Genomic DNA, 14,151 nt, shown 5'->3' with positions numbered 1-14,151 from the left:
CAGCCGGCGAAGACCCGGGGTGCGGAATCGTGGTTGGTGGACATCGCCGCACCCCCTCTCGCTGTCGAGCTGACGCGGGTGATCGTGCCAGCGGCCAAGCCCCGCGCGCAACCCCGTTTCAGCCTCCCGCGGGCACCGGGCCGGTCACCGCCGGGGCGTCCGCTGTCGGCAGGGTGACCGTCACCTCCAGGCCGCCGCCGGGCTGGGCGACCACCCGGACGGTGCCACCGTGCGCCTGGCAGACCGCCCGGACGATGGACAGCCCCAGCCCCGACCCGCGCGCCCCGGTACGTTCCCGGCCACCGCGCCGGAACGGCTCGAACAGCCCCGGCACGTCGGCCTGGTCCACCTCGAAACCGGTGTTGCCCACCACCAGCCACGAGCGCTCGCCGTCGGTGCCGGTACGCACCCAGAGCCGACCGTGCAGGTGGTTGTAGCGGACGGCGTTCTCGATCAGGTTGCCGGCCAGCCGGTCGAGCAATCCCGGATCGCCGACCACCGGCGCGGATTCCAGCGACGTCTGCACGCGCAGGCCGATCCGTTCGACCTCGCGGCGCATCGCCGACAGCGCGTTGGCGGTGCCCGTCGCGAGGTCGCACTCGGTGCGCCGGCCCAGTCGCCGCCCGGTCTGGGCCTCGCTGCGGGCCAGCACCAGCAGCGCGTCGACCAGGCTGTTCGCCCGCTCCGAGGCGTCCCGGACGACTGTCGCCATCCGGCGGTACTCGGCGGCGTCCGCGTCGTCGTCGCTGAGCGTCACGTCGATCTCGGTCCGCATCACGGCGAGCGGGGTCCGCAGCTCGTGCGAGGCGTTGGCAACGAAGCGCTTCTGCGCCTCGAACGCCGACGCGATCCGGTCCAGCATCGCGTCGAACGTCTTGGCCAGCTCGGCCACCTCGTCGTCCGCGCCCGAGTAGCCGATCCGCTGGTCCAGCGTCGCCTCGCCGAGCCGCTGGGCGGTCGCGGTGACCTGGTGCAGGGGTCGCAGCGCGCGCCCGGCCACGGCGTACGCGCCGGCCACCCCGACCACGCTTATCGCCAACAGCGCGACCAGGCCCTTGGCCAGCAACTCCCCGGAGGCGGCGTCGACAAGCTCACGCTGCCACTGCGCGGCGTCCATCCGGCCACCGTCGGAGAGCAGCACAGTCGTGCCGGGCAGCAGCTCGTCGGTGGGCCGCAGCGCGTCACGGACCAGCAGCCAGGCCAGCAGCACCAGGATCGCGCCCGCGCCGACCAGCAGCACCCCGTTGAGCAGCGTCAGCCGCAACCGCAGGGTGGGTCGCAGCCGCCCCCGCCTGCTCACGGCAGGACCTCGGCCGTGCGGTAACCCGCCCCCACCACCGTCTCGATCAACGGTGGGTCGCCCAGTTTCCGGCGCAGCGTCATGACCGTGACCCGGACGATTGTGGTGAACGGGTCGGTGTTGGCGTCCCACACCCGCTCCAGCAGCTCCTCGCTTGACACCACCGCGCCACGGGCCTTGAGCAGCTCGCTCAGCACGCCGAACTCCTTGTTCGTCAGGTCCATGGGCACACCGGCGCGGGTGGCGACCCGGCGGGCCGGGTCCAGCACCAGGTCCGCCAGTTCGAGAACCGGCGGCGCGGCCGGGGTGGCCCGCCGGCCCAGCGCCTGCACCCGGGCGACCAGCTCGTCGAACGCGAACGGCTTGGGCAGGTAGTCGTCCGCCCCGAGCTGCAACCCCTCCACCCGGTCGGCAACGGTGCCGCTCGCGGTCAGCATCAGCACCCGGGTCAACGCCCCGGAGGCGGCGAGGTCGGCGCAGATCTGGTCGCCGTGCACGCCGGGCAGGTCGCGGTCGAGCACCACCACGTCGTACCGGGTGACGAACGCCGCCTCGTGGCCGGCGTCACCGTCGTACGCCACGTCCACCGCCATGCCCCGTTTGCGCAACCCGCGCGCGATCGCGTCGGCGAGGTTGCGTTCGTCCTCCACCACCAGTACCCGCATCCCGGCCTCCTCGCTGCTGACCACCGACAACCTAGCGCCGGCGGGCAACAATCCTCCCTCGCCGCCCGCACCGACCCACGGGTGGTCAGCGGGGCAACGGCCACAGCCCGTACGCGCTGTCGCGGCGCCGGCAGAGCAGTCGCCCGGGGAGGGCCTGACAGTCGCCGGACGCGTCCCGCAGCACGTCGAGCGACCGGGCCCGGCCGGCGCTGACGTCCAGCTCGGCGATGAGCAGACCCCCGCTGGAAAGGCGGCGTACGCCGATCAGCGGGCCGCCCTGGGCGAACCCGGCCAGCTCCCACCGACCCAGCTCGGCCAGCACCCGGCCGGTCGGTGGGTCGAGCACGACCAGGTCCTCCGCGCCGGGCCCGGCGCTGCTCACCGTGGTGGCCACCAGCCGACCGGCGTACGGCCAGACCCACCCCCAGCGGTCGTCGCCCCACAGCTCACGACCGGTCGCGGCGTCGAGCGCCCGCATCCCGCCGGAGCGGGTCTGCACGCAGATGACGACGCCGCAGTCCGACGCGTACATCGCACCGTCGACGGGCACGCGCCAGCGCTGACGCAGATCGTCGAGCCCGTACGCGGTGGTCGTGGGCGACGGGCCACCGATGGTGAGCAGCAGACCGTCCACCAGTTGCACGGACAGGTCGGACCCGCCTGCGGGGGTGCCCAGGTCGGCGCGGGCCAGCACCACGCCGCTGGTCGCGTCGCGGACCTCGGTCGGGCCACTCCGGCGGGCGACCACCAGGCGGTCCACCCCGTGCTCGCCGTCGCGGAAGACGAACTCACCGCCGGGGCTGATCGGCACCTGCCAGCGCACCGTGCCGCAGCACGGGTCCACACCGCGCAGGGTGCCGGGCTGGTCGTCGCTGATCTGGGACCACATGAGGATGTTGCCGTCGGGAAGCGCGGCGGGGTTGCCGGGCTGCTGCCAGCGGTACGCCCCGGTCCGGCGGTCCAGCGCCATCGTGAGCGTCCCCTGACTGTCCGGACCGACCTCGTGGCCGGTGACCAGCAGCGTCTCGCCCTGCTGCGCGACTCCCCAGTACCGACCCTCGGCCGGCAACGGCACCTGCCAGGCCGGCTCGCCGCCGGGCAGCCGGGTGGCGGTGATCCGCCGCTGCCCCGTCCGGCCGAGCGGCTCGACGAGGACGAAGAGGTCGTCGGAGACCAGCGCGTCGGCGCCGGGATCGGCCGGCAGCGTCAGGACCTCGCGTGTCCGGGACGGCCCCGAAGCGGCGAGGCCGACCAGCAGCAGCACCAGGACGAGCGCGCACCGCAGGGGCCGCCCCCGGGCCACCGACGGGCGGGGCAGCGGCTCGACGTCCGACCCGTGCCGCAGCTCCCCGAGGTCGATCACGCCGCCGGTCACCGGGACAACCGCCACAGCCCGGTCGAGCCGTCGACGCGTCGGCAGAGCAGGACGGGAAGCGCCGCCTGGCACCCACCCGCCACATCCGGCAGCACGTCCAGGATGCGCGCCTCTCCGGTGCCCAGGTCCAGCGCGGCGACCACGAGGTCGCTGCCGGCCGTCCGCACGCCGAGCAGCTCGTCGCCGGGCCGCACCTGACCCACCATCTGCCACTCGCCCAGCTCGGTGCGCTCCTGCCCGGTCGCCGCGTCGCGGACCGCGTACCGCTGGTCGGGCCCGGTCACCAGCAGCCGGTCTCCCCGGATGTCGACGAGCATGTCCGGGCCGGGGTCGGCCCAGCGGACCGTGCCGGTGGCCGGGTCGACGGCCTGGACGCCGCCGGTCTGCTGGACCGCGCAGACCAGCTCTCCGCAGGTGGTCGCCCAGGACACCAGCGGCACCGGGGACGTCCACACCGGATCGAGCCCGGGCAGGCCGTACGCGACCAGCCCGGTGCTGCCGGGTGGGACGAGCAGCACCAGGTCACCCACGACCTGCACCCGCTGGAACGCCGACCGGGCACCGGCCAGTGTGTCGACGCCACGCAGCAGGCGACCGGAACCGGCGTCGTACACCTGGACCTCGCCGGTCGGCTGGACGAGCACGAGCTGGTCGACCCGGTCGGGTGGACCGTGGAGTTCGGGGCTGCCCGCGACCGGCACCGAGACCGTCCACTGGACGGCGCCGGTGTCGGGCGTCACCTTGCGCACCGCGGCCGACCCCTCGGTCATGTCGTCCAGGAGGAGCAGGCCCCCGTCGGCCGTCCACCGGGCGACCCCGGGGTGACGCCAGAGCTGCCGACCCGTCCCGGCGTCGAAGGCGGTCGTCTCGAGCGTGCCGTTCGTGCTGCTGGTGCCGACGGCGAGCAGCAGGCCGCGTCGCGCCCACACGGCGAGGTAGTCACCGGTGCGCGCCAGCGGCGTCCGCCACCGACGCCGCACGGCGCTCTCGTCGTTCGCCGTGGGCAGGGCGTAGGCGCTCAGGTAGCGGTCCCCGGAGGGTGTCGTCGCGTCGACCACGACGACGCCGGCCTCGGTGAGGTACGCCGAGGCGCCCGGCGCGGTGGGCACCGATGTCATCGCCCGCCGTGGCAGCGGAGCCGCCGCGGCCAGCACGACGAGGGCCAGCAGCAGCACCGCTCCCGCCCGCAGCCGGCGGTCGGCGGCGCGTGGGCGGCGGGCCGAGGGCGGCGACTCGGGCTCGTCCCGGACCTCGCCCAGCTCGATGATCGACAACGACCGTCCCTCCATCGCCGGTGGGGTCGGCCGGTGGCGGCCCCGGCAAACCGGCCGTGGGCGTACCGGCCCGGCAAAAGCGACGCATCCTCGCCTGTACGATGGCGCGTCGTGGCTGTGCCGGTGGTAGACCCCTCGTTGAATCCCGTGACCGACGCCGAGCCGGCCGAGGTCGCGCCGACACGGCGGCCTCGACGCCGCCCGGCCCGAGCGGACCTGTTGGCCCTCGGAGCCTATGTGGTGCTGGGGGTCTTCGTCTGCCTCCACTATTGGGGGGACGTGACCGGTCGGGTCTCGTCGCATCTGCCCACCGACCACAGCTGGTTCGAGTGGCTGTTCGCGCACGGCGCGTACTCGGTGCGGCACCTGGAGAACCCGCTGTTCACGGCCCGGCAGAACGCCCCGGACGGGGTGAACATGATGGCCAACACCTCGCTGCTCGGGGTGACCCTGCCGCTGTCGCCACTGACGATGCTGTTCGGTCCGCAGGTCACGTACGCGCTCTACCTGGGTGGGGCGCTGGCGGCCACCGCCGGCACCGCCTACTGGATGCTCTCGCGGCACCTGGTGCGGTCCCGGGCGGCGGCCTTCGTCGGCGGAGCGTTCCTCGGCTTCGCGCCGGGCATCATCCACCACGCCAACGGCCAGCCCAACTTCGTGTCCAACTACCTCCTGCCGTTGATCGTGGTGCGGGTGCTGCGGATGGGCGAGCCGGGCCGGTGGCGACGCAACGGGCTGGTGCTCGGGGTGCTGGTGGCGTACCAGATCTTCATCAACGAGGAGATGCTGCTGCTCACCGCGCTGGCCTGCCTGGTCGTCGTGCTGGCGTACGCGGTGCAGCGGCCACGGGCGGCGCGCGCCGCGGCCGGGCCGTTCCTGGCCGGGCTGGGCGTCGCCGGCGGGCTGGCCCTGCTGCTGGCGGCGTACCCCATCTGGTTCCAGTTCAACGGCCCGCAGTCCTACCGCGGCCTGCAGGGTGGCGTGTTCCACAACTGGGGCGAGGACCTGGTCGCCTTCGTGACCTTCGCCCGGGACACCTGGGCGGGCGACCCGGCGGTGGAGCAGACGATCGGCATGACCGAGCAGAACACCTGGTTCGGTTGGCCGCTGGTGCTGCTGTCGGTGGTGGCCCTCGTGCTGCTGGTACGCCGGTCGCTGCCAGCCCGGATCGTCGCGGTGCTGATCGTGGTCTTCACCGTGGCCTCGATCGGGCCACGGGTGCGCTTCGACGGCGTGGAGACCGGGGTGCGCGGCCCCTGGTCGTACGTGCCGGACGACCTTCCGCTCGTCGAGATGATGATGCCGACCCGGTTGACCCTTGTGGTCGCCGCCGCGGTGGGCGTACTCCTGGCGCTGACCTGGGACGCGGCGGCCCGGCAGGGCCGTGCGGTGGCCGCGCCGGGCCGCGTGCCGGCCCCGCGCGCCGGGGAACCGGCGACCGCCGGGGAGCCGGCGACGTCCGACGACCAGGCGGCGACCGCGCCGGTCGCGCCGCGCCGCCGGTGGCTGCGCCCGCTGGGGTACGCGGCTGTCACTCTCGCCCTGCTACCGCTCTTCCCCCGGCCGCTGCCCGCCCAGCAGATCGACCCGCCGCCGCACTTCATCACCGCCGGCGGCTGGCGACCGTACGTGCCGGAGGGCCGCACCCTCGTGCCGGTGCCGATCCCGAGCAACGTGCACGGCCTGCCCACGCTGCGCTGGAGCGCCCTGACCGGGCAGGAGTTCCCCGTCCCGGGCGGCTACTTCATCGGCCCGAACGAGCTGGGCGAGGGCGTCTTCGGCGCGCCGAACCGGCCCACCAGCACCCTCGTCTACTCCACGATGGACAAGAACGCGGTCCCGGTGCTCACCGACGAGAACCGCCGCCAGGCCGTCGAGGACCTGCGGTTCTGGCGGGCGTCGGTGGTGGTGCTCGGCGCGCATCCGCGCGAGGCGGTGCTGCGTGAGCTGGTCACCGCACTGATCGGGCCGCCGCAGCGGGTCGACGACGTCTGGGTCTGGGACGTCCGCGCGCTGGTGGATCAGCGTTAGGGGCCTGTTTCACAAGGGCTGGCCGACCAGCGCGCGCACGTCCCACATCCAGCCGCCGTCGACCGGGCGGCCGGGGCCGAGCAGTTCCTCCACGGTCCGGCGGACGGGCTCGTCGTGCGTCAGCCGGCCGAGCACCACCACGGCGGCCCGCCAGTGCCGTAGGTCGTCCACGGCCTGGCGGCGGTCGGTCTCGGTGAGCACCGGCACCGCGCCGGTCTCGACGACCCGACGCAGCAGCACGGCTGTGGGCCGGTCCGGGGCGCCCCAGCGGGCCGCCGGGTCGTCCGGGCCGCTCGGCCCGATGAAGTACCCGCCCGGGGCGCGGAACGCCAGCCCGGTGCGGGCGGACCAGAGCATCACCGGGCTCAGCGCGGCGCCGGTCACCGGGGGCACCGCCACCACGGTCCGGCCCGCGGGCACCAGCGTCCGCCACCCGCCGTCGGCGACGAACCCCGGCACCGGCGCGACCGGCACCGCCCGGATCGGTGTCGGCGTCAGGGGCAGCAGCGCCGCGGCCACCGCGCCGGCCCCCAGCAGTCGTAGCGGCAGTCCCGGCACGGCAGGTGACCGGCGAGCCGCCCGGACCCGGTCGACGAAGAGCGCCACCAGGACGCCCAGCACCGGCACGCAGACCAGCGCGAACCGGGCCGGCACCGCGAGGTCGAGCAGCGGCAGCCCGGCGACCAGCCGGTACGGGCCCGCGATGCCGGTGGCGGTGCCGTCCACCCGCAGGTCGGTGCCGAGCGACAGCAGGGCGAAGACGACACCGCAGCCGGCCAGCGCGCGGACCAGCGGCCGTCGCCACAGCCAGCTCACGGTGACCACGGCGAGCACCAGCAGCCCGGGGCCGAAGAACGAGTTCTCCTCGGTCGGGTTCGGCGCGAGCAGCCCCGGCAGCCAGTCGTCACCGAGCACCGTCTGCCGGGCCGACGCGGTGAACGACGCGGCGTCGAGCTGGAAGCCGTGCGCGGCGAAGGCCATCCCGGTGTAGTGCTGCGGCCCGTGGAACTGGAACCACAGCGGGTACGCCAGCAGCGTCACCGCCACCACGGCCGCCACCGCGAGCCGGCCGAGAAGCGACGGCGCGAGGCGGCGGGCCGCGGCCCGGTCGGCGAGGGCGTAGCCCAGCGCGAACACCCCGGCGGCGAGCGCCAGGAAGACGAGCACCTCCTCGCCGATGAACACCTGCCAGACGAGCAGCAGCCCGAGGCCCACACCGGGTCGCCACACCCCGCGCGGGCCCGACCCGGGACGGAACACCAGGGCGAGGATCGCCGGCAGCAGGAACTGGGCGGCCACGTGCAGATGCGCCCCGGCCTGCGCGATCATGCCGGGGGCGAAGCCACAGACCAGCCCGCCGAGCGCCGCCGCCGAGCGGGCGGTGACCAGTCGACGGCGCAGCAGCGCGTACCAGGCCGTGGCGGTGCCGGCGAGGCAGCAGACCACCGCCACGCAGAACGCCACCTGCGAGCCGAACAGCAGCGTGACCGGGGCCAGTGGGACACCGAGGCCGAGCACCGAGGTGTTCGCCATCAGGTTGACCCCGTCCGGCGCGTTCAGGGCGGTGCTGAACAGCGGGTTCTCCCCCGCGACGACGGCGTGCGCCGCGTGGCCGAGCATCCACTCGAAGAGCACCTGGTCACCGGCCTGGTGGAACAGCCGCCCGGGGTGGCCCCACTGGGCGCTGGTCAGCAACATCGCCAACCCCAGATAGCCGACGATGACAAGCGCGTCCGGCAGCCACGCCGGCCGGGGTCGACGCGCGGTCGACGGACCGACCGCCGCCGGCACCTCCGTCGCCGACGTCGTCTCCGACGTCGTCTCCGCCGCCGACGCCGTCGCTCTCGTCATCAGACCGAGCGGTCGGTGAGCGTCCGAACGTCCCACACCCAGACGTCCAACTCCTGCCGACCGGGGCCGACCAGCTCCTCGACGGTACGCCGCAGCGGTTCGACATGCTGCTGACGCACCGGCAGCACCAGGATCGCCGCGTGCCAGTGCCGCAGCTCGTCGGTGAAGCGCCGACGCTGCCGGTCGTCCAGCTTGGGAGTCCGGCCGGTGGTGGCCACCTCCTCCAGCAGCTGGCCCACCCCGCTGGGTCGGCCGCCGAAACGACCGGGGTCGCCGGTGTTGCCGTTGCGGGGGGCGAGGAAGTAGCCACCCGGGATCTTGAAGTCGAGGTTGGTGGCCGCCGCCCAGCGCATGCCGTGCGTGTTGCCCATGCTGGGCACCGGGATCGGCACGAGCGTCTGGTCCGGGCCGACGTACGCCCGCCAGCGGTCGGCGGTGATGAACTCCGGCACCGGCGGCCGGGAGACCATCCGCAGCGGCATCGGCGCGATCGGCAACAGCGCGAACGCCAGGCCGGCGGCGGTGAGCGTCCGGACGGTACGCCTGTCGGCAGGGCGCAGCTCCCAGGCCCGCTCGACGGCGAGCGCGAGCAGCAGGCCGATGATCACCGTGGTGATCAGGCCAAACCGGGTCGGGACCACCGCGTCCAGCAGGGGCAGGTGCACCAGCAGCTCCCACGGCCCGGTGATCAGCTCCCGGTCCCACCAGGAGATTCGCTCGCCCAGGGAGAGCAGGGCAAAGAAGCCACCGGTCGCGGCGAGCGCCCGCACGACCATCTCCCGACGCAGCCACACCACGACGCCGACGGCGAGCAGCGACAGGCTCCAGCCGAAGAAGGCGTTCTCCTCGGAGTAGTTCGGGGCCAGGTTGACGTTGGCCCGCTGGTTGCCGCCGAGGGTGGCCGAGCCGGGGGCGAAGAAGGCGGCGATGTCGTTGCCGTAGTCCTGCACGGCGTCACTGAGCCCGTGGTACGCCATCGGCCCGGCGAACTGCACGTACAGCGGATACGCCAGCAGCGCACCGGCCAGCAGCGCGCAGGCGGCGAGACCGACGGCCAGCGGTCGCCACGCCGCCCGCCAGCGGACCGGCTCCTGGGCCACCACCGCGAGCAGGAAGATCCCGCAGGCCAGCGCCGTGAAGAGCAGGATCTCCTCGTTGATGAACGCCTGCGCGGTGACGAGCAGGGCGAGCAGGGCGCCGTCGCGGACCGGCCGGCGCGAGCGGGTGAGCACCAGCACCCGCCACACGATGAACGGCAGCAGGAACTGGCTGATGATGTTCGGGTGCCAACTGGCGTGCGAGAGCATCGCCGGCGAGAAACCGCAGAACCAGCCGCCGGCCGCGGCCGCGAGCGGCGTACGCACGACGTGGCGGCGGAGCACCAGGTACCAGGCCATGGCGGTGCCGGCGAGGCCGAGCGTCACCAGCACCACGAAGGACACCGCCGGCCCGAACAGCAGGGTCACCGGCACCATCGGAATGCCCAGCGCCAGCACGGCGGTGTTGGCCATCAGGTTGACGCCGTCGGGATAGTTGAACTGCTCGGTGTAGAACGGGTACTCGCCGTGCAGCACCACCCGCACCGAGTGGGCGAGGAAGAACTGCACCTGGGCCGGGTCTCCGGTGTAGAGCGACGCCACCCGGCCGGCCGGGTCCAGCCAGATCCGGCTGGTCACCCAGAGCGCGGCGAGCAGGAACAGCGCGCCGACCGCCAGGTGCTGCCGCCACCGGATCCAGCGGGCCCACCGACGTGGGCGCGGTGCGCCGTCCCCCTCGGCGTCGTCGCCGTCACCTTCCGCCGGTACGCCGGCCGGCGCGGCTTCGACGGGTACGGCACCCGGGGTGGCTTCGAGGGGTACGCCACCCGGCGCGGCCTCGACGGGTACGCCGGCCGGCGTGGCTTCGGCCGGCGGCGCTGTCGGGGACTCGGCCGGCGCTGCCGGCGGGGCTTCGGCCGGCGCGGCGGCGACCGCCGTCGACGCGGTCGCGGTCCCGCGCGCGGTCTCGTTCTCGGTCTCGGTTCTGCGCTCGGGCTCGGTTCTGCGCTCGGGCTCGGTCCTGGGCTCGGGCTCGGTCCTGGGCTCGGTCTTGGGCTCCGCGGTCCGCACGCCGGCGCCGACACGGGCGGCCGGGGCGGCGGAGCCGCCGGGAGCGCCGACGGCCCTGGTCCGGGACGCGGTGCGAGTGTGGTGGCTCACTGTCTCGTCGGGGCCGGCCGCGTCCGGGTGCGGCGCGGACAGGGCGCGGGACTCGGCAGGCGTCACAGTCGGCGGAGTCTACCCGAGCGGCGAAAAGGCACTAAAGCCCCGGTGGCGTCCATTGTGGTGGGTGCGGGGACGGCCAACGGCGGCGTCGCGCCGGACATCTCGTACTATGGCGCTTTCCCACAACGACGGCGAGGCGATCGGGGGCGGATCAGGTGACTCCGGGCCGCCGGCACGGCAGGGTGCTCACCGTCCTGCTGACCGCGCTGTTGACCGCCACCGCGTGCGGTCCCGTCGCCGAACGCGCACCCCGCGACCTGCGGGTGGGGTACGACAGCCTCGACGGCACGCTTGCGGTGTGGCCGCCCCGGGGCGACCTGGCCGGTGACGCGGCGGCGACGGCGGCCGTCACCAGGGCCGTCCGCGACTGGCGCTCGCCGGCCGACGACCGGGCGCACCTGCCCTCGTCCGGCATCCTCTTCTCCGGCCGGGTCGACGGGGCGCCGGTGGCACTGGTCGCGGCCGACGTGCCCGGCGAGAGCGCGTCCTGGCTGCTGCAACTCACCGGTGACGGCGGCCGGTACGCGATCGCCCGGGCCACCGAGTACACCGATCCGGGCTACCTGGTCTACTCCGACGTGCTGCCGGTGCAGACGGCAGGCGGTCGGCGCTACCTGGTCTCCGCCCGGGTGCAGCAGCTGCTCGGGCCGCAGGGCCGGGCGCTCACCGTCGCGGACGGCCTCAGCGCCCCGGTCGACGTGCCGGCCTGCACCGCGGTCGCCGTGACGGCGACCCTGCGGGCCACCGAGTCGCTGCCTCGCGGGCGGGCCGCCGACCGGCTGCTCGACCTGGGCACCGGCACCACCGACCCGCGCTATCCGCTGGTCCGTGACGAGTCCGGCGCGGGCCGGCGCGCGCTCACCGGGCTGGACACCTGCGTGCTGGCCGGCGAGCGGGGGCCGTTCGGCAGCATCCCGCGCCGGATCGGCGACCGGGACGCGCCGAAGTCGGTGCCCACGTCCTGGCCGATGGCGAAGCTCTCGGTCCGCTCGCTCGGCGAGGTGGCCCTCGGCGGCGGCGAGCCGGCCGAGTTGCAGCAGCTCAGCTGGGACACCGACGCCGGCACGATGACCGCCGTCGTCTACCGGCCGGCGGACGGGAGCACGCCTGTGGTGTCGCCGGCCGACCGGGCCACGCCGTTGCAGACGTACCAGCTGCCGGTGCCCGGCCAGCCGCTGGTGGTGCTCAGCTGGCGGGCCACCCGGGACAGCTCCCTCTCGGTGCCGCCCGGCACCCCGCTGCTGGTGGAGCGCCCCGGCCTGGTGGTCGTCCCCGAGCCGGCCCGCACCCAGACCTACAGCCTGGCCAACACCGACAAGACCCACTACCGCTCGGTGACGCCCCGCTCCCGCTGAGCCCTCGTGGGGGTGCGAAACGCCGACGGCGGGCGGCCCCTTGCGGGGCCGCCCGCCGTCGGCGGATACGGGGTGGGTCAGTTCTGGGCCGGGGTGTTCGTGGGGGTCAGCCGGTCCGGGGTGGCGTCCAGGCGGGAGATCCAGCCGGTGACGTCGCGCGCCACGTCCTGGGCGGTCAGGCCCAGGTCGGCGAGGATCTGCGCGCGGGTGCCGTGCGGGTGCCAGTCGGCAGGTACGCCCAGATCCTTGAGCGGCACCCGGACGTCGGCGTCGCGCAGGGCCTGGCCGAGGGCGTCGCCGACGCCGCCGACGCGGACGCCGTCCTCGACGCTGACCACGAGCCGGTGACTGGCGGCCAGCTCGACCAGCTCGGCCGGGACCGGACGGACCCAGCGGGGGTCGACGACCGTGACGCCGTAGCCCTGCTCGGCGACCCGGGCGGCGACCTCCATGCCCAGCTGGCCGAAGGAGCCGACGGCGACCAGCAGCACGTCGGTACGCGCCGACTCGGCCAGCACGTCGACCGGGCCGACCCGACGCAGCGCCGGCAGGTCCGCGGCGACCGCGCCGGTGGGGAACCGCACGACAGTCGGGCCGTCGTCGGTGGCCAGCGCCTCCCGCAGCTCCTCGCGCAGCGTGGCGGCGTCCCGGGGAGCGGCGATCCGCAGGCCGGGAACCACCCCGAAGACGGACATGTCCCAGATGCCGTAGTGGCTGGGGCCGTCCGGGCCGGTGATGCCCGCCCGGTCCAGCACGAAGGTCACCGGCAGCTTGTGCATCGCCACGTCCAGCAGGACCTGGTCGAAGGCGCGGTTGAGGAAGGTGGCGTAGACCGCGACCACCGGGTGCAGGCCGCCGAGCGCCAGGCCGGCCGCCGAGGTGGCGGCGTGCTGTTCGGCGATGCCCACGTCGTACACCCGCTCGGGGTACTTGCGGGCCAGCTTGGCGATGCCTGTCGGCTCGGCCATGGCGGCGGTGATGCCCACCACGTCCGGCCGCTCGTCGGCGATGGCCAGCAGCTCGTCGGCGAAGACGTGCGTCCACTTCACCGAGGGGGCGGCCAGCAGCGCGCCGGTCTCCACGTCGAAGGCGCTGCCGGGGCCGTGCAGGCAGTCCGCCTCGTCCTCCTCGGCCGGGCGGTAGCCGTACCCCTTGCGGGTGACGGCGTGCACGATCACCGGGCCGCCGAAGTTCTTCGCCGCGCGCAGCGCCGACTCGACGGCCGCCACGTCGTGCCCGTCCACCGGGCCGACGTACTTGATGCCGAGGTCCTCGAACATGGCCTGCGGCGCGACGGCGTCCTTGATGCCCTTCTTGACCGCGTGCAGCACCTCGTACATCGGCTTGCCGACCAGCGGCGTGGAGCCGAGGGCGTCCTTGACCGTGTCGAGGACCTTCTCGTAGCCGGGGTTGAGCCGCAGCGAGGAGAGGTGGTCGGCGAGGCCGCCGATGGTCGGCGAGTAGGACCGGCCGTTGTCGTTCACCACGATGACGAGGGAGTTGCCGGCGGTGGCGATGTTGTTCAGCGCCTCCCAGCACATCCCGCCGGTCAGCGCGCCGTCGCCGACCACGGCCACGACGCTGCGCGCCTCACCCCGCAGGGCGTACGCCTTGGCCAGGCCGTCGGCGTAGGAGAGCGCGGTGGAGGCGTGCGAGTTCTCGATGAGGTCGTGCTCGCTCTCCGCCTGGCTGGGGTAGCCGGAGAGGCCACCGCGCTGGCGGAGCTTGTCGAAGCCGGCCTGACGCCCGGTGAGGATCTTGTGCACGTACGCCTGGTGGCCGGTGTCGAACAGGAGCCGGTCCCGGGGGGAGTCGAAGACGCGGTGCATGGCCAGCGTCAGCTCGACCACACCGAGGTTGGGTCCGACGTGCCCGCCGGTGCGGGAGACCTTGGCGATCAGGAAGTCCCGGATCTCGGCGGCGAGCACATCCAGCTCCTCGCCCGACATCCGCTTGACGTCCTGCGGACCGCGTACCGTCCCCAGCAGCCGGCCGTGGTTGGCCGTGTCCTCTTCAACACTCATGACCGGAGAGTC

Annotated in this window: 9 protein-coding genes; 2 read left to right on the top strand and 7 right to left on the bottom strand. The window is 74.3% G+C overall.

What is annotated here, in order from left to right:
* Window positions 1-118: 118 nt before the first annotated feature.
* From MILUP08_RS09330 to MILUP08_RS33680, 4 genes are all read right to left on the bottom strand, one after another.
* Window positions 119-1,300: a sensor histidine kinase gene (locus MILUP08_RS09330; protein ID WP_007456962.1), complete on the bottom strand. Its 1,182-nt coding sequence runs from the start codon at window positions 1,298-1,300 to the stop codon at window positions 119-121.
* Window positions 1,297-1,965, bottom strand: coding sequence for a response regulator transcription factor (locus MILUP08_RS09325; protein WP_039907546.1), 669 nt, complete (start codon window positions 1,963-1,965; stop codon window positions 1,297-1,299). The genes MILUP08_RS09330 and MILUP08_RS09325 overlap by 4 nt, the downstream gene beginning before the upstream one ends.
* Window positions 1,966-2,050: 85 nt before the next feature.
* Window positions 2,051-3,340: an outer membrane protein assembly factor BamB family protein gene (locus tag MILUP08_RS09320; RefSeq protein WP_007456958.1), complete on the bottom strand. Its 1,290-nt coding sequence runs from the start codon at window positions 3,338-3,340 to the stop codon at window positions 2,051-2,053.
* On the bottom strand, window positions 3,337-4,614 hold the full coding sequence (locus MILUP08_RS33680; protein ID WP_007456956.1) for an outer membrane protein assembly factor BamB family protein: 1,278 nt from the start codon (window positions 4,612-4,614) through the stop codon (window positions 3,337-3,339). Before MILUP08_RS33680 ends, MILUP08_RS09320 begins: the two co-directional genes overlap by 4 nt.
* Before the next feature lie 111 nt (window positions 4,615-4,725).
* Between MILUP08_RS33680 and MILUP08_RS09310 the strand changes: the two genes are divergently transcribed.
* On the top strand, window positions 4,726-6,645 hold the full coding sequence (locus tag MILUP08_RS09310) for a DUF6311 domain-containing protein (RefSeq protein WP_007456954.1): 1,920 nt from the start codon (window positions 4,726-4,728) through the stop codon (window positions 6,643-6,645).
* Between the two features lie 9 nt (window positions 6,646-6,654).
* On the opposite strand, the gene MILUP08_RS09305 is transcribed toward MILUP08_RS09310, so the two are convergent.
* Window positions 6,655-8,496 (bottom strand): DUF6311 domain-containing protein, encoded by a 1,842-nt coding sequence (locus MILUP08_RS09305; protein WP_007456952.1) that lies wholly within the window; start codon window positions 8,494-8,496, stop codon window positions 6,655-6,657.
* A complete protein-coding gene (locus tag MILUP08_RS09300) occupies window positions 8,496-10,229 on the bottom strand; it encodes a DUF6311 domain-containing protein (RefSeq protein ID WP_051065909.1) in 1,734 nt (577 codons plus the stop codon). Before MILUP08_RS09300 ends, MILUP08_RS09305 begins: the two co-directional genes overlap by 1 nt.
* A gap of 686 nt (window positions 10,230-10,915) precedes the next feature.
* Here MILUP08_RS09300 and MILUP08_RS09295 point away from each other — a divergent pair.
* Window positions 10,916-12,115: a hypothetical protein gene (locus tag MILUP08_RS09295; RefSeq protein WP_007456948.1), complete on the top strand. Its 1,200-nt coding sequence runs from the start codon at window positions 10,916-10,918 to the stop codon at window positions 12,113-12,115.
* A gap of 77 nt (window positions 12,116-12,192) precedes the next feature.
* Here MILUP08_RS09295 and dxs read toward each other — a convergent pair whose 3' ends face one another.
* Entirely contained in the window at window positions 12,193-14,139 is a 1,947-nt protein-coding gene (gene dxs / locus MILUP08_RS09290) for a 1-deoxy-D-xylulose-5-phosphate synthase (RefSeq protein WP_007456947.1), read from the bottom strand.
* Between the last annotated feature and the right edge of the window lie 12 nt (window positions 14,140-14,151).

The organism is Micromonospora lupini str. Lupac 08 (assembly GCF_000297395.2).
GTDB lineage: Bacteria > Actinomycetota > Actinomycetes > Mycobacteriales > Micromonosporaceae > Micromonospora > Micromonospora lupini.
Note: the sequence above shows the minus strand (reverse complement) of the source record. Positions and strands in the feature narration are given on the sequence as shown.

Coding starts and splice junctions, on each gene's coding strand:
- MILUP08_RS09325 (WP_039907546.1), bottom strand. CDS start 1,965: ATGCGGGTACTGGTGGTGGAGGACGAACGCAACCTCGCCGACGCGATC.
- MILUP08_RS09305 (WP_007456952.1), bottom strand. CDS start 8,496: ATGACGAGAGCGACGGCGTCGGCGGCGGAGACGACGTCGGAGACGACG.
- dxs (WP_007456947.1), bottom strand. CDS start 14,139: ATGAGTGTTGAAGAGGACACGGCCAACCACGGCCGGCTGCTGGGGACG.